The following is a 19,222-nucleotide window of genomic DNA, read 5'->3' as shown; positions in this document are numbered from 1 at the left end:
CCCTGCGTCGCACCCGTCGGCAAGCCATGCGCATCATCTGATCCCCCCTCAAGGCGGTGTGATGCACGTCATATTAGGGTGGCGGTGTGACAACGTACGTGGCATTGCTGCGCGGCATCAACGTGGGCGGCAAGAAGCGCGTCCCCATGCAGACCCTCCGGGAGCTTTTGACCGGCATGGGCTGCGAGGCGGTCCGTACCCACCTCAACAGCGGCAACGCGGTGTTCACCCATCCGGACGCCGACGGCGCGTCGCTCGCCGCCGGACTGGAGCGGGCCGTCGAAGAGGCGCTCGGGTTCTCGGTCACCTGTCTCGTCCGCGAATCGCGTGAGATCCGACGTGTCATTGACGCCAACCCGTTCGCCGGGCAGGACGTCGACCCCGCACGGTTCCTGGTGACCTTCCTCGCGGAGCCCGTCGATCCGGCCGCCGTCGCGGACCTCGACCCGGCGGCGTACGCGCCGGAGGAGTTCGCCCTGGGCGAGCGCGAGGTGTACCTGCACTGCGCGGCGGGCATCCGGGATTCGAAGCTGGCCAAGGTGCTCACCGAGCGGCGCCTGGGATCGGCGGGCACCGCCCGCAACTGGAACACCGTCACCAAGCTCGCCGACATGGCGGACTCCTGACCCGACTGGCCCGACTGACCCGACTGACCCGACGCCCCTACGGGCGACGTGCCGGCGGCCGCTCAGATGGAAACCGTCTCCGCTTAGCATTCGAACATGAAGCTGCGTTTCCCCCGGCCACGCGGGCGGCGGCTGCTCGCCGCCACGGCCGCCGTCGCCGTGCTCGCCGGTGCCGGCACCTGGACCGTGGCCTCGGCCACCGGCGGCGATCCACCCGTGCACCGCGAGGACCGGCTGATCCCCATGCCCGAGGCGCCGGACAGCCGGGACACCGTCCGCGTCGACACCTCCTTCTTCACCTCCGGGCCCGCCGGGGACCGCAGGCCGGCCGTGCTGCTCGCGCACGGCTTCGGCGGCAGCAAGGACGACCTGCGGGACCAGGCCGAGGAACTGGCCCGTTCCGGCTATGCCGTGCTGACCTGGTCGGCGCGCGGCTTCGGGCGGTCCGGCGGACGGATCGCGCTCAACGACCCGGACCGTGAGGTCGCCGACGTGAGCCGGCTCCTCGACTGGCTCGCCAAGCGCCCCGAGGTCCGGCTGGACGCGGCCGGCGACCCCAGGGTCGGCATCGCGGGCGGCTCCTACGGAGGCGCCGTCGCGCTCCTCGCCGCCGGACACGACAAGCGGGTGGACGCCATCGCCCCGCAGATCACCTACTGGAACCTCGGCGACGCCCTCTTCCCCGCCGACGTCTTCAAGAAACTGTGGGCCGGAATCTTCTTCACCACCGGCTCCACCACCACCGGCCCCACCTCCACGGGCACCGACGGCAAGGCCGACGCCCGGCCCGCCGGCGCCGGCTGCGGCCGGTTCGAGAAGAGCCTGTGCGAGATGTACGAGCGCGTGGCCGTGGCCGGCAGGCCGGACGCGGCGGCGCGCGCACTGCTGGAGCGCCGCAGCCCCTCCGCCGTCGCGGACCGCATCAAGGTCCCCACCCTCCTCGTCCAGGGGCAGAACGACTCGCTGTTCCCGCTCGACCAGTCCGACGCCGCCGCCGAGGCCATCCGGCGCAACGGCGCGCCCGTGGCCGTCGACTGGATCGCCGGGGGCCACGACAGCGGCACCTCGAGCGAGGCCGGCCGCGTCGAGCGGCGCACGCGCGCGTGGTTCGACCGTTACCTCAAGGGCGACGAGCACACCGGCACCGGGCCGGCGTTCCGCGTCAGCCGCACCGGAGGCATCGACACCACCGACGGCAGGGCGCGGATGCGCGCCGCGACCGCCGGCCGCTACCCCGGGCTGCGCAACGAGGCCCATACGGTCGCGCTGACCGGCCGCGAGCAGTCGTTCGGCAACCCGGCCGGTGCGACGCCGCCGGCCATCTCGGCCGTGCCCGGCATCGGCGCGGTCTCCCAGCTGTCGGGGCTGGGTCTGGGGGTGTCCCTCGACTTCCCCGGCCAGTACGCCCGTTTCGACTCCGACAAGCTCACCGAGGGCGTACGCGTCACCGGCTCGCCCACCGCCAGGGTGAAAGTCGCCTCGGACTCCGGCGAGGCCGTGCTCTTCGCCAAGGTCTACGACGTGGGCCCGGGCGGGCAGCAGGTGCTGCCCGGTCAGCTGGTGACCCCGGTGCGCGTCGGCGACGCGAAGGACGGCAGGACCGTCGAACTGCGGCTGCCCGCCATCGACCACACCTTCGAGGCCGGGCACCGGATGCGGCTGGTGCTCGCCGCCACCGACCTCGGCTACGCCTCGCCGGCCCGGCCCGCCACGTACACCGTCTCCCTCGCCGGCGGCGGGGACGGCGGCGGCCTGAGCGTTCCGACGGCGCCGGACGTGCGGACCGGTTCGGCCGGACTGCCGTGGTGGACGTGGGGGCTGCCGGCCGGGGCCGCGCTCGTGGCGGCGGCCGTGCTGCTGACCGGGCGGCGGCGCACCGCCGTGCCCGCCCCGGATCCGGCGCTGGCGGAGGTGCCGCTGCAGATCACCGGCCTGAGCAAGCGGTACGCCAAGTCGGCCGACCGGTACGCCGTGCGGGACCTGTCGTTCCGGGTCGAGCGCGGGCAGGTGCTGGGGCTGCTCGGGCCGAACGGCGCCGGCAAGACCACGACGCTGCGCATGCTCATGGGTCTCATCCGGCCGGACGCGGGAGAGATCCGGGTCTTCGGGCACGCGATCCGGCCGGGTGCGCCGGTGCTGTCGCGGGTCGGCGCGTTCGTGGAGGGCGCCGGTTTCCTGCCGCACCTGTCCGGGCGGGCCAACCTGGACCTGTACTGGCGGGCGACCGGCCGGCCCGCCGGGGACGCGCATCTGGAGGAGGCCCTGGAGATCGCGGGGCTGGGCTCCGCGCTGGACCGGGCCGTGCGCACGTACTCGCAGGGCATGCGGCAGCGCCTGGCGATCGCCCAGGCCATGCTGGGGCTGCCGGACCTGCTGATCCTGGATGAACCGGCCAACGGCCTGGACCCGCCGCAGATCCGGGAGATGCGCGAGGTGATGATCCGCTACGCGGCGGCCGGCCGTACCGTCATCGTCTCCAGCCATCTCCTCGCCGAGGTCGAGCAGTCCTGCACGCACCTGGTGGTCATGGACCGCGGGCGGCTGGTCAGCGCCGGGCCGGTGGCGGAGATCGTGGGCTCGGGCGACACGCTGCTGGTCGGCGTCGAGGGCCGGCTGTCGGAGGTGACGGTCGACAAGGTCGCCGCGCTGCCCGGCGTGGCCTCGGCGGTGGCGACCGACGAGGGGCTGCTGGTGCGGCTCGACGGCGCGAGCGCGCCGGAACTGCTGGTGGAACTGGTCCGGCTGGAGATCCCGGTGGCGAGCGTGGGCCCGCACCGGCGGCTGGAGGACGCGTTCCTGACCCTGATCGGAGGCTCGGCATGAGCGCGGCGCAGGCATCCGCACCCGGTTACCGCGCGCGGCACACCCTGCCGTTGCGCGTGGAAGCGGCACGACAGCTGCGGCGGCGCCGCACGCTGGTGATGGGGGCGGTGCTGGCCGTGCTGCCGTTCGTGCTGATCGCGGCCTTCGCGATCGGCGGCGATCCCGCGGGGCGTGACGCGCGGGTGACGCTGATGGACACCGCCACCGCGTCCGGGGTGAACTTCGCAGCGACGGCGCTGTTCGTCTCGGCGGGGTTCCTGCTGGTGGTGCCGGTGGCGCTGTTCTGCGGTGACGCCGTCGCCTCGGAGGCGAGCTGGTCGTCGCTGCGCTATCTGCTGGCGGCGCCCGTGCCGCGCTCGCGGCTGCTGCTGAGCAAGCTGGCGGTCGCGCTGGGCTTCAGCGCCGCGGCGATGGTGCTGCTGCCTCTGGTGGCGCTGGTCGCGGGGACGGCGGCGTACGGCTGGGGGCCGTTGCGGATCCCCACGGGCGGCTCGCTGGACGCGGGCACGGCCACGGGGCGGCTGGCGGTCGTCGTCGCCTTCGTGTTCGTGAGCCAGCTGGTGACGGCGGCGCTGGCGTTCTGGCTGTCGACGGTCACGGATGCGCCGCTGGGGGCGGTGGGCGGTGCGATGGGGCTGACCATCGTCGGGAACGTACTGGACGCGGTCACGGCGCTGGGGCACTGGCGGGATCTGCTGCCGGCGCACTGGCAGTACGCGTGGGCGGACGCGCTTCAGCCGCATGCGGAGTGGGGCGGCATGATCAAGGGGACGGCGGTGTCGGTCGCGTACGCGCTGGTGCTGTTCGCTCTGGCGTTCCGGCATTTCCGGGGCAAGGACGTGGTGTCCTGACGGTGCGCGTGGCTGGGGCGGGGGGGCTTTTTCCCCTACCCGCCCCTTCCCGCTGTATCCGATATGCGGCTCCGCCGCGTGGCGGGGCTTCGCCCCAGACCCCCGGACCGCGCTGCGCGCGGTGTCCTCAATCGCCGGACGGGCTGGAAAATCCCGCCCCGTACACCGGCCTCGGCATCCGCATGCCCCGTAGCAGCCCCCGCACCGCCTGGCCCGCCTCTGTCGGGGTCCAGCGGTCGGACTTGTCGGCTGTCGGGCCGGGGTGCCAGCCCTCCATCACGGTGATGCGGCCGGCCTCCGCCTCGAAGACGTGGCCGGTGATGCCCGTGGAGGACGGGGAGGCGAGCCATGTCACCAGGGGGGAGACGTTGGCGGGGGCCATGGCGTCGAAGCCGCCGTCCGTCGGTGCGGCCATCGCCGGGCCGAAGGGGCCCTCCGTCATCCGGGTGCGCGCGGCCGGGGCGACGGCGTTGACCTGGATGCCGTAGCGGTCCAGTTCGGCGGCGGCGACGAGCGTGAGGGCGACGATTCCGGCCTTGGCGGCGGCGTAGTTCGCCTGGCCCACACTGCCCAGCAGCCCGGCGCCGGAGGTGGTGTTGACCACGCGTGCGGCGGGCTCCCGGCCCGCCTTGGCTTCCGTGCGCCAGTGTGCGGCGGCGTGCCGAAGGGGCAGGAAGTGGCCCTTGAGGTGGACGCGGACGACCGCGTCCCACTCGTCCTCGTCGAGGTTGACCAACATGCGGTCGCGCAGGAAGCCGGCGTTGTTGACGAGGGCGTCGAGGCGGCCGTACGCCTCCAGTGCGGTGGTCACCAGCGAGGCGGCGCCCTCGGCGGTGGCGACGTCGCCGACGTGGGGGACGGCGTCGCCGCCCCGGGCGCGTATCTCGCCGGCGACCTCGTGGGCGGGGCCCGCCGAGGCCCCCTCGCCGGCGGGTCCCGTGCCGAGGTCGTTGACGACGACGCGGGCGCCCTCGGCGGCGAGTGCCAGGGCGTGGGCCCGGCCGAGGCCCCGGCCGGCGCCGGTGACGACGGCCACGCGGCCGGTGCAGATTCCGTTCATGTCAGGGCTCCCGGCTCGGGCGGTGGTTGACGTCGGCGGCGGCGAGGAACGCGGGGCGCTCGCCGCCGCCGTGGATCAGCAGGCTCGCTCCGGTGATGTAGGCGGCGCGCTCGGAGGCGAGGAAGACGACGGCGTCCCCGACCTCGTCGGGTTCGGCCAGACGGCCCGCCGGGACGGTACGGGCCACGGCGGCGACGCCGGCGTCGCCGCCGTAGTGCAGGTGGGCCGACGCGGTGCGCACCATGCCGAGGACGAGGGTGTTGACGCGCACGTGCGGGGCCCATTCGACGGCCATGGTGCGGGCGAGGTTCTCCAGTCCGGCCTTGGCCGCGCCGTAGGCGGCGGTGCCGGGTGAGGGGCGGGTGCCGCTGACGCTGCCGATCATCACGATGGAGCCGCCGGACGGCTGCTCGCGCATGACGCGGTGGGCGGCGAGGGAGGCGGTGAGGGGGGCGAGGAGGTTGAGTTCGAGGACCCGGGCGTGGCGGGCGGCCGGTGCCTCGTGGAGCGGCCGGAAGGGGGTGCCTCCGGCGTTGTTGACCAGGGTGTCGATACGGCCGTACTCGTCCGCGACCCGGTCGAAGAGGTCCTCGACGGCGGCCGTCTCACGCAGGTCGACGGGGAGGAAGCGGGCCGCCCTCCCCTCCCCCGTGTGCGCCGTGACCGGTCGGTCGGGGGGGCTTCGGGCGCAGAGCACCACGTCGGCGCCCGCGCGCAGCAGGGCCCGGGCGATGCCGGCGCCGACACCGCGCGTTCCGCCGGTGACGACGGCGACCCGGCCGTCGAGTCCGGGAGTTCCGCTCATTTCGCGCCTCCCGCGGTGAGCAGTCCGCTGCTACCTTCGGCAATACCTAACAAACGTTTGGTGGAAAGGTAGCTGATGGGCGTCTCCACCGCACACCCCGAACCGGGCCTGGCCGTCGTCACCGTGGACTTCCCGCCCGTCAACGCCCTTCCCGTGCGGGGCTGGTACGCCCTGGCGGAGGCCGTGCGCGCGGCGGGCGAGGACCGGGCGGTCCGCTGCGTCGTGCTCGCGGCCGCCGGGCGCGGCTTCAACGCCGGTGTCGACATCAAGGAGTTGCAGCGCACACCCGGCCACCAGGCGCTGCTGGGCGCCAATCACGGCTGCGCCGAGGCGTTCGGCGCCGTCTACGAGTGCGCGGTCCCCGTCGTCGCGGCCGTGCACGGCTTCTGTCTGGGTGGCGGCATCGGTCTCGTGGGCAACGCCGACGCCGTCGTCGCCTCCGACGACGCCACCTTCGGCCTCCCCGAGCTGGACCGGGGGGCGCTGGGCGCCGCCACGCACCTCGCCCGGCTCGTGCCCCAGCATCTGATGCGCACCCTCTACTACACCTCCCGCACCGTCACCGCGCGGGAGTTGCACCGGCACGGATCCGTCTGGCGGGTCGTGCCGCCCGACGCGCTGATGGAGGCGGCGCTGGACCTGGCGCGGGAGATCGCGGCGAAGGACGGCTCGCTGCTGCGGCTCGCGAAGGCCGCGCTCAACGGCATCGACCCCGTCGACGTCCGCCGCAGCTACCGCTACGAGCAGGGCTTCACGTTCGAGGCGAACCTCAGCGGGGTGGCCGACCGCCGGCGCGAGGCGTTCGTGGCGAAGGAGCGGCCGTGAGCACCGACAAGACGATGACCGCCGACGAGGCCGTGTCCCGGCTGGAGAGCGGCATGACGATAGGCATCGGCGGCTGGGGCTCGCGCCGCAAGCCGATGGCGCTCGTCCGGGCTCTCCTGCGCTCCGGCCTGACCGACCTGACCGTGGTCTCCTACGGCGGCCCCGACGTCGGGCTGCTGGCGGCGGCCGGGAGGATACGCAAGCTCGTCGCGGCCTTCGCCACCCTCGACTCGATCCCCCTCGAACCGCACTTCCGGGCGGCCCGCGAGCGTGGCGAGCTGGAGCTGATGGAGCTGGACGAGGCGATGTTCATGTGGGGGCTGACGGCCGCCGCGCACCGGCTGCCGTTCCTGCCCGTACGGGCCGGGCTGGGGTCGGACGTGATGAGGGTCAACCCCGGCCTGCGGACCGTCACCTCCCCCTACGGGGACGGTGAGGAGCTGGTCGCCGTGCCGGCGCTCACCCTCGACGCGGCCCTGGTCCACCTCAACCGGGCGGACCGCCGCGGCAACGCCCAGTACCTGGGCCCGGACCCGTACTTCGACGACCTGTTCTGCGAGGCCGCGCGGGAGGCCTACGTCTCCTGCGAACGCGTCGTCGACACCGATGAGTTCGCCTCCCTCGGCGGACCGCAGACGCTGCTGGTGCAGCGCAGCTGCGTCACCGGTGTCGTCGAAGCGCCGGGCGGCGCGCACTTCACCTCCTGCGCGCCGGACTACGAGCGGGACGAGGCCTTCCAGGCGGCGTACGCCCGGGCCGCCGCCGATCCGCAGGCGTGGCGGGGGTTCACCGAGCGCTTTCTGTCCGGCGACGAGGACGACTACCGGGCCGCGGTCGTGGCCTCGGTCCGGGAGGGCGCATGAGCGGCACGGCGGGGGCGAGCAGGGCCGAGACGTGCGTCGTGGCGTGCGCGGAGGCGTGGCGCGGGGACGGCGAGGTCCTGGCGAGCCCGATGGGGGTGGTGCCCACGATCGGCGCGCGGCTGGCGCGGCTGACCTTCGCGCCGGAGCTGATGCTGACGGACGGCGAGGCGACGCTGATGGCCGACGTGCCGCCGCTGGGCACGGCGCCCGCGGTGGCCGAGGGCTGGCTGCCCTACCGCCGCCACCTGGCGCTGGTCACCGGCGGCAGGCGGCACGTCATGATGGGCGCGAGCCAGCTCGACCGGTACGGCAACCAGAACATCAGCTGCGTCGGCGACTGGAAACGGCCCGCCCGCCAGCTGCTGGGCGTCCGCGGCGCGCCCGTCAACACCCTCAACAACCCCACCAGTTACTGGATCCCCCGGCACTCACCCCGGGTCCTGGTCGAGCGCGTCGACATGGTCTGCGGCGTCGGGTACGACCGGGCGGCCGCCGCCGGGCCGTCCGCGACGCGCTTCCACCGCATCCCGCGGGTGGTCACCGACCTCGCGGTGCTGGACTTCGAGACGCCCGACCACGTGATGCGCGTGCGGTCCCTGCACCCCGGTGTCACCGCCGGGGAGGTCCGGGCGGCCACCGGCTTCCCCCTCGTCGTCCCCGCCGCCGTCCCGGTCACCCGCGCCCCCACGGACGTCGAGCTGCGCCTGATCCGCGAGGTCCTGGACCCGGCAGGGCTGCGCGAGGGCGAGGTGCGGGCATGAGGACGGCGCTCACCGACCTGGTGGGCGTCCGTCACCCCCTGGTGCAGACGGGGATGGGCTGGGTCGCAGGGCCCCGGCTGGTGAGCGCCGCGGCCGAGGCGGGCGCCCTCGGCGTCCTGGGCTCGGCGACCATGACGCCCGGGCAGCTGCGGGCGGCGGTCAGGGAGGTGAAGTCCCGTACGGACCGGCCCTTCGGGGTCAATCTGCGCGCCGACGCGGGCGACGCCGCCGAGCGCGCGGCGATCATCGTGGCGGAGGGGGTGCGGGTGGCCTCCTTCGCGCTGGCCCCCTCGCGCGAACTGATCGCCCGCCTCAAGGACGCCGGTGTCGTGGTCGTCCCGTCCGTCGGCGCCCGGCGGCACGCCGAGAAGGTCGCGGCCTGGGGCGCGGACGCGGTTCTCGTGCAGGGCGGCGAGGGCGGCGGTCACACCGGGCAGGTCGCCACCTCGGTGCTGCTGCCGCAGGTCGTCGACGCGGTCGGCATCCCGGTCGTCGCGGCGGGCGGCTTCCACGACGGCCGGGGCCTGGTCGCCGCCCTCGCCTACGGCGCCGCGGGCGTCGCCATGGGCACCCGCTTCCTGCTCACCTCCGACAGCACGGTGCCCGCGGCGGTCAAGGCCGCCTACCTCGCGGCGTCGGTACGGGACATCACCGTCACCGACCGCGTCGACGGCCTGCCCCACCGGATGCTGCGCACGCCCTTCGTCACCGGCCTGGAGCGAGCGGGCCGCGCCGGCGCGCTCGTACGGGCGCTGCGGCACGCGGCGTCCTTCCGGAAGCTGTCGGGCATGGGCTGGCCGCGGCTGCTGCGGGACGGGCTGGCCATGCGGCGCAGCGGGGAGATGACCTGGGCCCAGGTGCTGATGGCCGCGAACACGCCGATGCTGCTGAAGGCCGCCATGGTGGACGGCCGTACGGACCTGGGGGTGATGGCCGCCGGGCAGGTGGCGGGCGTCATCGAGGACCTGCCGTCCTGCGCCGAGCTGGTCGCGCGGATCATGGCGGAGGCGGACGACGTCCTGCGGGACCTGGGACGGCGCACCGCCTAGCGCGCGGCGCAGGGGCCATGGGGGCGGTCACAGCCGTTCGACGATCGTGACGTTCGCCTGGCCGCCGCCCTCGCACATCACCTGCAGGCCGTAACGCCCTCCCGTGCGCTCCAGTTCGTACAGCAGAGTCGTCATCAGCTTCGCTCCGGTCGCCCCCAGGGGGTGGCCGAGCGCGATCGCGCCGCCGTTGACGTTGACGCGCTCCGGGTCGGCTCCGGTCTCCGTGAGCCAGGCCAGGACCACCGGTGCGAACGGCTCGTTGATCTCCACCAGGTCGATGGCGTCGAGCGTGAGGCCGGCCCGTCGGAGGGCGTACGCCGTGGCCGGGATGGGGGCGGTCAGCATGAGGATGGGGTCCTCGCCGCGCGCCGACAGGTGGTGGACGCGGGCGCGGGGGGTGAGGCCGTGGTGGCGCACGGCGCGTTCGCCGGCGATCAGCAGGGCCGCGGCGCCGTCCGAGACCTGCGAGGAGACGGCGGCCGTCAGCCGGCCGCCCGGCACGACGGGCGCGAGGGCGGCCATCTTGGCCAGGGAGGTGTCCCGGCGCGGCCCTTCGTCGGTACTCACGTCGCCGTAGGCGACGATCTCGCGGGCGAAGCGGCCCTCGTCGATGGCGCGCAGCGCACGGTGGTGGGAGCCCAGCGCGTACCGCTCCATGTCCTCGCGGGAGATCCCCCACCGGTCGGCGATCAGCTCGGCGCCGTGGAACTGGCTGACGGGCCGGTCGGCGTAGCGGGCCCGCCAGCCCTGCGAGCCGGCGAACGGGCCCCGGGTCAGCCCCAGCGGCTCGGTGGCGCGCTGGAAGGCGTAGCCGATGGGGATCTGCGACATGTTCTGGGTGCCGCCCGCCACAACGAGGTCCTGGGTGCCGGAGAGCACGGCCTGCGCGGCGAAGTGGACGGCCTGCTGGCCGGAGCCGCACTGGCGGTCGACGGTGACGCCGGGTACGTGCTCGGGGAGCCCGGCGGCCAGCCAGCTGGTGCGGGCGATGTCACCGGCCTGGGGCCCGACGGTGTCGAGGCAGCCGAGGACCACGTCGTCCACGGCGGCCGGGTCGACGCCCGTGCGCTCCATCAGCGCGGTGATGACGTGCGCGCCGAGGTCGGCGGGGTGGGCGGCGGCGAGTGCGCCGCCGCGCCGGCCGACGGGGGTGCGTACCGCTTCGACGATGTAGGCCTCGGCCATGGCTGCTCCCGCGGGTCGTCAGTCCCGTACGGCGATGCCGTCCAGGACCATGGACAGATACTGACGGGCGATCTCCTCCGGGCTGTGGGCCCCGTGCGGCCGGTACCAGGAGGCCGCCACCCACACCGTGTCGCGCAGGAAGCGGTAGGTGAGCCGGACGTCGAGGTCGGCGCGGAAGGCGCGCTCGGCCGTGCCGCGCTCGAGGGTGCCCAGCCACAGCCGCTCGAACTTCTCCTGGGACTCGGCGAGGTAGGCGAAGCGGGGGTGGTCGACGAGGTGCCGGGACTCCTTCTGGTAGACGGCGACGGCGGCGCGGTGCCGGTCGATCTCCCGGAAGGACTCGGTGACCAGGGCCTCGATGGTCGCGCGGGGTCCGAGGCGGGCGGCGACGACGGCGTCGTAGCCCTCCCACAGCTCGTCCAGGAAGGTGGAGAGGATCTCGTCCAGCATCGACTCCTTGGAGTCGAAGTGGTAGTAGAGGCTGCCGGCGAGCATGCCCGCCTCGTCGGCGATCCGGCGGACGGTGGTGGCGCTGTAGCCCTGCTCGGCGAACACTTCGGCCGCCGTGGCGAGCAGTTCGCCGCGCCTCGCGGGCGCCGGCCTGTCGGTGGTGGTCTTCTTGCTGATCGGCACGGCTTCATTCTCGGTCACGCGCGCCGCCCCTCACGCGCGCTGGCTGCTGACGGCGACGGTCTCGCCGGTCATGTACGAGGAGTAGCCGCTGGCGAGGAAGACGATGACGTTGGCGACCTCCCAGGGCTCGGCGGCCCGCCCGAACGCCTCGCGCCCGGCCAGCTCGGCGAGCAGCTCGGGCGTGGTGACCTTGGCCAGGTGCGGGTGGGCGGCGAGGCTGGGCGAGACGGCGTTGACCCGCACGCCGTAGGCCGCGGCCTCGAGCGCCGCGCAGCGGGTGAGGGCCATGACGCCGGCCTTGGCCGCGGCGTAGTGGGCCTGCCCGCGCTGGGCGCGCCAGCCGAGGACGGAGGCGTTGTTGACGACGACTCCGCCGGTGCCGCTCGCCCGCATGCGGCGCAGGGCGGCGCGGGTGCAGCGGAAGGTGCCGTTCAGCGTGGTGTCGACGACCTTGTGCCACTGGTCGTCGGTCATGTCGGCGAGGTCGGCGGTGCCACCGAGGCCGGCGTTGTTGACGAGGATGTCGAGGGTGCCGTGGCGGGCTTCGGCGAGGTCGAGCAGGGCAGCGATCTGGGTGTCGTCGGTGACGTCGCACGGCACTCCAGCCACCCGCCGCTCGCCGAACTCGCGGGCGAGGGCGGCGACGTTGTGCTCGAGGCGGCGCGCGTGGGCGTCGCCGAGGACGACGCTCGCGCCTTCTTCGAGGAAGCGGCGGGCCGTGGCGCCGCCGATGCCGGTTCCCGCGGCGGCGGTGATGACGGCGCCGCGGCCGGACAGCAGGTCGTGAGCGGGGACGTAGGGCGGGGGGCCGGAACCCTCGACGCTGCTCATGGCCCCACGCTAACCTACCAAACACTTGTTAGGGAAGGATGTCCGATGACCCCTGACGCAACGGTCCGCTACGAGCGGCGCGCCCCCCTCGCCTGGATCACCATGAACCGGCCGGAGTACCGCAACGCCCAGAATTCGGCGATGACTTACGCCCTGGACCGGGCCTTCTACCGGGCGGCCGACGACGACGAGGTCAAGGTGATCGTGCTCGCCGGGGCGGGCGAGCACTTCTCCGCCGGCCACGACATCGGCACCCCGCGCCGCGACGCCCACCTGCCGTTCGAGCGCCGCGCGGGCCTGTGGTGGGACCACTCGGACAAGGAGGGCGCGGAGCAGCGGTTCGCCCGCGAGTCCGAGGTCTACCTCGGCATGTGCCGGCGCTGGCGCGAGCTGCCCAAGCCGGTGCTGGCGAGCGTTCAAGGGGCCTGTGTGGCCGGCGGGTTGATGCTGGCCTGGGTGTGCGATCTGATCGTGGCGAGCGAGGACGCCTTCTTCGCCGACCCCGTCGTCCGCATGGGCATACCCGGCGTCGAGTACTTCGCCCACCCGTGGGTGATGCCGCCGCGCGTGGCGAAGGAGTTCCTCTACACCGGCGACCGGATGAGCGCACGGCGCGCCCACGAGGTGGGCATGGTCAACCGCCTCGTGCCGCGCGAGGAACTCACCCGTGCGACGGAAGACTTGGCGCGGCGGGTGGCGCGCATGCCCCGCATGGGCCTCGCGCTCGCCAAGCGGGCCGTCAACCAGGCGGAGGACCTGCAGGGCCTGCACGCCGGCCTGGACTCCGTCTTCGGGCTGCACCATCTGGCGCACGCGCACAACGCGGAGACGTCCGCGGACCCGCTGGGCGGGATGGACGTGCGCGCCATGAAGGACGCCTGATGGACCTCGACTTCGGCCCGGAGGAAAGGGCGCTGCGCGCGGAGGCCCGCGCGTGGCTGGCGGACCACGTGCCGCGCACCCCGCTCGCCTCGCTCGAGACCCGGCAGGGCTTCGCCGAGCACCGGGCGTGGGAGCGGACGCTCAACGAGGGCCGCTGGTCGGTGGTCTCCTGGCCGTACCGCTTCGGGGGGCGGGACGCCTCGCTGCTGCAGTGGCTGGTCTTCGAGGAGGAGTACTACGCGGCCGGCGCCCCGGCCCGCGTCTCCCAGAACGGCATCCATCTGCTGGCCCCCACGCTCTTCGCGCACGGCACGGACGAACAGCGCGCCCGCCTCCTGCCCTCCATGGCCGGCGGGGAGACCGTCTGGGCGCAGGCGTGGTCGGAGCCGGAGGCGGGCTCCGACCTGGCCTCCCTGCGGTCCACCGCCGTGCGCTGCGAGGGCGGCTGGCTGCTCGCCGGGCAGAAGACCTGGTCCTCGCGGGCCGCCTTCGCGGACCGCGCCTTCGGGCTGTTCCGCAGCCACCCGGGCGCGGAACGGCCGCACCAGGGGCTGACCTACGCGATGTTTCCGCTCGACGCGGACGGGGTGACCGTCCGGCCCGTCGGCCGTCTCGACGGACGGCCGGCGTTCGCGGAGATCTTCCTCGACGACGTCTTCGTGCCCGACGCGGACGTCGTCGGCGAGCCCGGCCACGGCTGGCGCGTCGCGATGAGCACGGCCGGCGAGGAGCGCGGGCTGACCCTGCGCAGCCCCGGCCGCTTCACGGCCGCGGCCCGGCGGCTCGCCGCGCTGTGGCGCTCGGCAGCCGACCCCGGCGACACCGCGCTGCGCGACCGGGTCGCGGACGCCGTGATCCGCGCCCGGGCCTACCAGTTGTACGGCTACGCGCAGGCCGCGCGCGGCGCGGCCGGGGGTTCGGGCGGCGCCCGGTCCAGCCTCACCAAGGTCTTCTGGTCCGAGCTCGACCTCGCCCTGCACGAGACGGCGCTGGACCTGCTGGGACCGGACGGCGAACTCGCGGACGACACGGACGACACGGACGACACGGACGACACGGGCGACTCGGGCGGCTCGGGTGGTGCGGCCGGCGCGGACCGCGGCTGGGCGGACGGATGGACGTTCGCCCTCGCCGGGCCGATCTACGCGGGCACCAACGAGATCCAGCGCGACGTCATCGCGGAGCGGCTGCTCGACCTCCCGAAGGGGCGGCGGGGATGAGGTTCGTGCCGGACGCCGAGCAGGTGGCCTTCGGGCGGGTGCTGCGGCGGATGTTCGCCGCCTCCGACACCCCCTCGGTGGCCCGGGCCTGGGCGCGCGGTGAGCACGGTCCGGGGCTGGCGCTGTGGAAACGGGCGGCGCAGGCGGGCGTCTTCGCTCCGGCGGCGCCGGAGGCCCTCGGCGGGGTGGGCGCGCTGCCGGTGGAGCTGGCCGTCGCCTGCGTCGAGTGGGGCCGCCACTGCGTTCCCGGCCCCCTGGTGGAGACGGTGGCGGTGACGGCCCTGCTGGCGTACCTCGCCGAGTCGGGCGAGGCGGCGCCCGCGCGGGCGTGGGTACCGCGCATGTGCGAGGGGCGGGCGCCGGTGACGCTGGCGGCGCCGGCCGCGGGCCCGTACGCGCTGGACGCGGACGCCGCGGACGCCCTCTTCGTGGTGAGCTCCGATGACGAGCTGCGCCTGGCCCCCGGCCACGGCCCGGTGCGGCGTTCGCTCGATCCCGCGCGGCGCCTCGCCCCGCCCCGCCCGGGCGGAGAGCCGCTGGCCGCCGGGCCCGCGGTGCGGGAAGCCGCCGCGCGGGCCGCCGACTGGGCGGCGTTCGCGACCGCCGCGCAGGCGCTCGGCGTCGGCCTCGCCCTGCTCGACCGGACCGTCGCCCATGCCCGCCGGCGCGTCCAGTTCGGCCGGCCCATCGGCTCGTTCCAGGCGGTCAAGCACCGCCTCGCGGACGCGCTCGTCGGCCTGGAGTTCGCCCGGCCCCTGCTGGACGCCGCCGGCGTGGCGCTGGCCGCGGGCGCGCCGGGGGCCGCGGCGGAGGTGGCGGCGGCGAAGGCGGCCGCCTGCGAGGCCGCGTACGCGACGGCCCGTACCGCGCTGCAGGTCCACGGGGCGATCGGCTACACCGCCGAGTACGACCTGTCGCTGTGGATCGGCAAGGCCCGGGCCCTGCGCTCGGCCTGGGGAAGCCCGGCCGACTGCCGGGCGAAGGTCCTCCAGGGGGATATTCTTCACCAGTAAAACACCTGTTAATCTCATTGCATGGCGAAGCCCTCCTCTCCCAGGCCCCGGCCTCTGCCCTTGCCGCTGCGCGGCCTGCTGCGTCTGAGGCCGGCGGCGCCCGGCTGGCCGTGGCCTGCGTTCAGCGCGGCGGCCGCGATGGCGACGGCCGATGTCACGCTGCTCGCCCTCGACCGCCTGGACCTGGCCCTCTATACCGCCGCCGGGGCGCTCTGCGCGCTGTACGGCCACAACCGGCCGTACGCCCTGCGCGTCCGGACCCTCGCCCTGGTCGTGCTGGGCGCGGTCGCCGGCGTGGGGGTGGCGCTGGGCTGCGCCGCCTTCATCCCGTCCGCCCCGCTGCTGGTCCTGCTCGCCTCGCTGGTGGCGGCGGTCCAGAAGGTGGCGTGCGACGCGAGCAGGATCGGGCCGCCCGGCAGCATCGTGCTGACGTTCGTCACGTCGACGGCGTTCTTCGTGCCGCAGCGGCCCGGCGAGGTTCCCGGCCACCTCGGCCTCGTCCTGGCCTCCGGTGCGCTGGCCTGGCTGATCTGCATGGCCCCCGCGCTCGTCCGCCGGCGCCCGCCCACCGCCGGTCACCGCCCGGCCCCCGGCGCCCTGGCACGGCTGCGCCCCGGCTCCCCGCTGCTGCCCGTGGGGGTCCGCGTCGCGGTCGGGGGCACCCTCGCGGGCTGGGTCTCGCTGGCGCTCGGCAGCGCCCACCCGTACTGGGCGGTCGTCACGGCCGCCGCCGTCTTCCAGGCCAACACCACGCTCTCCTGGCAGCGGGCCGTGCAGCGCGTCGTGGGCAACCTCCTGGGCCTGCTGCTCTTCACCGCGCTGCTGCCCCTCGCCCGGACGGGCGCTCTCGCGCTGGTGCTCCTCGCCCTCGCCCTGCAGATAGGCGCCGAGGCGTTCATGGCGCGGAACTACTGGCTGGGCAGCTTGTGCGTGACGCCGATGGCCCTGCTGCTGGGCGAGTTCGCCGGGGCGCACCCCGCCGGCGGGCTCGTCGCCGACCGCTGGACCGACACCCTCGTCGGCGCCGCCACGGGACTGCTGGTCTGCGCCCTGGTCACCAACCGGCGCGCGGCCGACCGGGTCGACGCCGCCCTCGCGCACGCCGAGGCCGCGCGCGGCGCGGTCGCGGCCGCCCCGCGCGGGCAGGCGCCCGACGAGGAGGTGGCCCGCGCCCGGGACCGGCTCGCGGCGGCCCTGCTGGAACTGCGCGAGGCCGCGGACGTCGCGGCCGGCGAATGGTGGCAGCGCCCCCTCCCCGGGGACCGCGTGGCCCGGGTGGAGCGCGAGGGCCGGCGGATCCTGTCCGCGCCGGTGGGACGGGAGGCGGCTTCCGCGACCGCGGCCTGAACGCGGGGCGCACTCCAGTGGGTCCCCCCGGAACCGGTCACGGCAGAATCTACAGAGAACACCCACCGGAGAGGACCGACACTGTGGCCGAGGACATCGTCGCGCGCGTGCTGCGCCAGTGGCAGCAGGTCCACCCCGGACTCGACACCGCGCCGATGGCCGTCATCGGCCGGCTCAACCGCTGCGCCGCCCTGCTGCAGCAGGCGACGGACGCCCCGCTGGTGCGGGAGGGGCTGACCCGGGCGGAGTTCGACATCCTGGGCACCCTGCGGCGTACGGGCCGGGAGCTGACCCCGGGGCAGATCGCGCGGGAGACCTTCGCTTCCGGTGCGGCCGTCACCAAACGGCTACGGGTCCTGGAGGGCCGGGAGCTGGTCGCCCGGCGCCCCGACGACCGTGACCGGCGGGTGGCGCACCTCTCCCTGACCCGCGCCGGCGAGGAGCTCATCGACCGGCTCATCCCCCTCCAGCTCGGCTACGAGCAGGCCCTGCTGGGCGGGCTGGGCGACGACCGCCAGGCCGAGCTCGCGGACACCCTCGCCGAACTGCTCGTCCTCCTCGAGGGCAGGCTCGGCGGCCTCCAGCCCTGACGCCCCTCCGGGACCCCCTGCCGGAAGGCGGCCGCGCACCGCGCGGCCGCTGTGACCGAGGGCGGTAGATGGCGGATCATGCCCGCTTCGGCGCAGGCCACGGGGATGCGGAGGAAACTGGTTGGCGGACCTTGAGGGTGATAGTTGGCGGATCACGGCACGGCTACGTAGTTCCCGGTCAACCAGCGCCGCTGGTCAGCACACCAGCTGAAGGCATGGGCCGATCGCGAGGTCGACCGCGGAAAGCCGGACAAGCCCCGCACCGGGCACACAACAGTCACCTTGACCCTCACCCGGGTGTGATGCCGAGTGCTAGTTGACGGGTTGACGAACCACGCACATCACAGAGCGTCACGATCCATATCGAGCCCTGTCGTCGGCCACCCGGTTATCCACAGGACCATGCGCCCATTGTCACGCATGAGCATGTCATGACATGCGGTCCACGGAGGAAAGTTTTAGCGTGGATTACAGGACTCTCAGGCCGACTCTGTGTGGTCAAATTATGGAGAGCTGGTGAAGTCTCGTGACCCTGAACTCCGGTGACACCCAAGGAAGCGGTGGGCGGCTCTCTTCTGAAATCTGGGAGCCGAATAACGAGGCACTCATTTCGCCTGTTGTTGATAGCGTCTCCGCAGATCTCCACGATGTGCTTAAGAAGCTTGAGGGCGTCGAGTCGGGGATTTCCGCTGGCAGCCTTGTGAAATCTGGATTCGAGGGGGCGGTTCCTGATGGCTGGATAGGAACCCGAGGGAGTCCGGCGTTCTATGTTAGGGCCGCGATCGGCTATCTGAGGATAGCGGCGGAAGGTGGCATGTGCTACAAGGAAATACCCGAGTCCCCCTATCAGAGGATGCCTGACGAGGTGACGTGGTGCTGCGGCCATAAGAAACCTCACTGCCATTGAGGAGTTCCGTGGTCTCCAAGAGGAGCTGCCAAGCGAGAGACTGGGGTCTGCGGCTGCTAGGTGTGGCGGTAGCAGGACTGCTGCAAGCTGGCGCCCGGGTCGTCGTGACGTGGGTAGCCAGTTCACTGCTGGCCGTGGCGTTGGTGGCCTACTTGATTGAGGAAGCGACATGCATCTCACATCCGATGACAGCCCTTCGCGCATTGGAAATTAAGGTGATTTCCTTCTGGCCGACAGTTATCGTTTTGATCTATGCTGGAATTCTCCTTTTCGTATTCAGTCTCCTCCAGAATGCAGCCGATCCAGTCAAGTATTGGGCCGCCTCGGGAACTGGGCTGCTGATCCTCGCCGCGCCCGCTGTAGTGACGCCGCCGGGGGAATTTGAGAACTGGATCGGGGCGCACGCAAAAAAGCGTTTCCTGGGTTTCTATAAGCCCTATTTTCAACGCGAAGACCCGGAGACCGGAGAACTGGTCGGCGGTACTCACGCCAAGCTGCACCCTGGAGGCCAGGAGGCGCAAGCTCTGAGGTTTGACTTTTATTACGACTCAATAGCGCAGGAAACCGTGTCAGGGTGGCGGCATAAAGGGAGGCTCGCCCGGGCTAGAACCTTGGCAGCGGGTTTGCGCGCTGACGCTCAGAGCTTCCGGTGACTGAACGATGGAGGTGTCCCGTTATCAATGGTGGTGGTTAGCGGTTGCCGAGTAGGCCGCGGAGGCGGTGTCCGAGGAGCAGTTGATTGCGATGCTGGTTGACCGCGCCCGGTCCGACGGGCTGCAGCTGACCACGGGTGTTCACAACTAGGGCTGACCAGGGCCGCAGGGCTCCGGTGAAGATCGCTTCCCAGGTGGCGGGTGATTGTTCCCCGAAAGCCGCTCCGACGGCAGTGGGGACGGGGCGGAGCCTGAGCAGCTGGGGCCCACCAAGGCCCCAGCCACCTTGGTGGTCGTC

The 19,222-nt window shown here is 73.5% G+C and carries 19 protein-coding genes; 14 read left to right on the top strand and 5 right to left on the bottom strand.

Annotated elements, in window-relative coordinates; translation table 11 throughout:
* Positions 1 to 86 precede the first annotated feature (86 nt).
* From ACIGXW_RS02075 to ACIGXW_RS02065, 3 genes are all read left to right on the top strand, one after another.
* Positions 87 to 626: a DUF1697 domain-containing protein gene (locus ACIGXW_RS02075; RefSeq protein WP_399568885.1), complete on the top strand. Its 540-nt coding sequence runs from the start codon at positions 87 to 89 to the stop codon at positions 624 to 626.
* Between the two features lie 96 nt (positions 627 to 722).
* Positions 723 to 3,449 carry an alpha/beta fold hydrolase gene (locus tag ACIGXW_RS02070; protein ID WP_399568881.1) on the top strand — a complete coding sequence of 909 codons (2,727 nt, stop codon included), beginning with the start codon at positions 723 to 725 and terminating at the stop codon, positions 3,447 to 3,449.
* Positions 3,446 to 4,300 (top strand): ABC transporter permease, encoded by an 855-nt coding sequence (locus tag ACIGXW_RS02065; RefSeq protein WP_399568879.1) that lies wholly within the window; start codon positions 3,446 to 3,448, stop codon positions 4,298 to 4,300. The genes ACIGXW_RS02070 and ACIGXW_RS02065 overlap by 4 nt, the downstream gene beginning before the upstream one ends.
* A gap of 127 nt (positions 4,301 to 4,427) precedes the next feature.
* On the opposite strand, the gene ACIGXW_RS02060 is transcribed toward ACIGXW_RS02065, so the two are convergent.
* Positions 4,428 to 5,360 carry an SDR family oxidoreductase gene (locus tag ACIGXW_RS02060; protein ID WP_399568877.1) on the bottom strand — a complete coding sequence of 311 codons (933 nt, stop codon included), beginning with the start codon at positions 5,358 to 5,360 and terminating at the stop codon, positions 4,428 to 4,430.
* A gap of 1 nt (position 5,361) precedes the next feature.
* The gene (locus ACIGXW_RS02055; protein WP_399568875.1) at positions 5,362 to 6,165 is read right to left on the bottom strand and encodes an SDR family oxidoreductase; all 804 of its coding nucleotides are present in this window, start codon (positions 6,163 to 6,165) and stop codon (positions 5,362 to 5,364) included.
* 75 nt (positions 6,166 to 6,240) lie between these two features.
* Here ACIGXW_RS02055 and ACIGXW_RS02050 point away from each other — a divergent pair, with 75 nt between their 5' ends.
* The 4 genes from ACIGXW_RS02050 to ACIGXW_RS02035 are packed head-to-tail and all read left to right on the top strand — an operon-like array spanning position 6,241 to position 9,663.
* Positions 6,241 to 6,990: an enoyl-CoA hydratase family protein gene (locus tag ACIGXW_RS02050; RefSeq protein ID WP_399568873.1), complete on the top strand. Its 750-nt coding sequence runs from the start codon at positions 6,241 to 6,243 to the stop codon at positions 6,988 to 6,990.
* Between the two features lie 14 nt (positions 6,991 to 7,004).
* Positions 7,005 to 7,853: a CoA transferase subunit A gene (locus ACIGXW_RS02045; protein WP_399570770.1), complete on the top strand. Its 849-nt coding sequence runs from the start codon at positions 7,005 to 7,007 to the stop codon at positions 7,851 to 7,853.
* Positions 7,850 to 8,614, top strand: coding sequence for a CoA-transferase subunit beta (locus ACIGXW_RS02040; RefSeq protein WP_399568869.1), 765 nt, complete (start codon positions 7,850 to 7,852; stop codon positions 8,612 to 8,614). The genes ACIGXW_RS02045 and ACIGXW_RS02040 overlap by 4 nt, the downstream gene beginning before the upstream one ends.
* Complete coding sequence (locus ACIGXW_RS02035) at positions 8,611 to 9,663, top strand: NAD(P)H-dependent flavin oxidoreductase (protein ID WP_399568867.1); 1,053 nt, start codon at positions 8,611 to 8,613, stop codon at positions 9,661 to 9,663. Before ACIGXW_RS02040 ends, ACIGXW_RS02035 begins: the two co-directional genes overlap by 4 nt.
* Before the next feature lie 27 nt (positions 9,664 to 9,690).
* On the opposite strand, the gene ACIGXW_RS02030 is transcribed toward ACIGXW_RS02035, so the two are convergent.
* From ACIGXW_RS02030 to ACIGXW_RS02020, 3 genes are read right to left on the bottom strand one after another with little or no spacing between them, the layout of a single operon-like run.
* On the bottom strand, positions 9,691 to 10,848 hold the full coding sequence (locus tag ACIGXW_RS02030) for an acetyl-CoA C-acetyltransferase (protein WP_399568865.1): 1,158 nt from the start codon (positions 10,846 to 10,848) through the stop codon (positions 9,691 to 9,693).
* A gap of 18 nt (positions 10,849 to 10,866) precedes the next feature.
* Positions 10,867 to 11,499: a TetR/AcrR family transcriptional regulator gene (locus ACIGXW_RS02025; protein ID WP_399568863.1), complete on the bottom strand. Its 633-nt coding sequence runs from the start codon at positions 11,497 to 11,499 to the stop codon at positions 10,867 to 10,869.
* Positions 11,500 to 11,511: 12 nt separating this feature from the next.
* Complete coding sequence (locus ACIGXW_RS02020; RefSeq protein WP_399568861.1) at positions 11,512 to 12,312, bottom strand: SDR family oxidoreductase; 801 nt, start codon at positions 12,310 to 12,312, stop codon at positions 11,512 to 11,514.
* Positions 12,313 to 12,357: 45 nt separating this feature from the next.
* On the opposite strand from ACIGXW_RS02020, the gene ACIGXW_RS02015 reads away from it, so the two are divergent.
* From ACIGXW_RS02015 to ACIGXW_RS01985, 7 genes are all read left to right on the top strand, one after another.
* A complete protein-coding gene (locus tag ACIGXW_RS02015) occupies positions 12,358 to 13,194 on the top strand; it encodes an enoyl-CoA hydratase (RefSeq protein ID WP_399568859.1) in 837 nt (278 codons plus the stop codon).
* Entirely contained in the window at positions 13,194 to 14,414 is a 1,221-nt protein-coding gene (locus ACIGXW_RS02010; protein ID WP_399568857.1) for an acyl-CoA dehydrogenase family protein, read from the top strand. Before ACIGXW_RS02015 ends, ACIGXW_RS02010 begins: the two co-directional genes overlap by 1 nt.
* Positions 14,411 to 15,427 (top strand): acyl-CoA dehydrogenase family protein, encoded by a 1,017-nt coding sequence (locus ACIGXW_RS02005; RefSeq protein ID WP_399568854.1) that lies wholly within the window; start codon positions 14,411 to 14,413, stop codon positions 15,425 to 15,427. Before ACIGXW_RS02010 ends, ACIGXW_RS02005 begins: the two co-directional genes overlap by 4 nt.
* Before the next feature lie 21 nt (positions 15,428 to 15,448).
* A complete protein-coding gene (locus tag ACIGXW_RS02000) occupies positions 15,449 to 16,774 on the top strand; it encodes an FUSC family protein (RefSeq protein WP_399568851.1) in 1,326 nt (441 codons plus the stop codon).
* Positions 16,775 to 16,857: 83 nt separating this feature from the next.
* Complete coding sequence (locus ACIGXW_RS01995; RefSeq protein WP_360915726.1) at positions 16,858 to 17,364, top strand: MarR family transcriptional regulator; 507 nt, start codon at positions 16,858 to 16,860, stop codon at positions 17,362 to 17,364.
* A gap of 526 nt (positions 17,365 to 17,890) precedes the next feature.
* Positions 17,891 to 18,271, top strand: a complete 381-nt coding sequence (locus ACIGXW_RS01990) for a hypothetical protein (protein ID WP_399568849.1) — start codon at positions 17,891 to 17,893, stop codon at positions 18,269 to 18,271.
* A 134-nt stretch (positions 18,272 to 18,405) separates the two neighbouring features.
* Positions 18,406 to 18,924, top strand: coding sequence for a hypothetical protein (locus tag ACIGXW_RS01985; RefSeq protein ID WP_399568847.1), 519 nt, complete (start codon positions 18,406 to 18,408; stop codon positions 18,922 to 18,924).
* Positions 18,925 to 19,222: the final 298 nt, after the last annotated feature.

This window comes from Streptomyces sp. NPDC053079 (assembly GCF_044546695.1).
GTDB lineage: Bacteria > Actinomycetota > Actinomycetes > Streptomycetales > Streptomycetaceae > Streptomyces.
The sequence above is the reverse complement of the archived record's forward strand: the minus strand, read 5'-3'. Positions and strand labels throughout refer to the sequence as shown.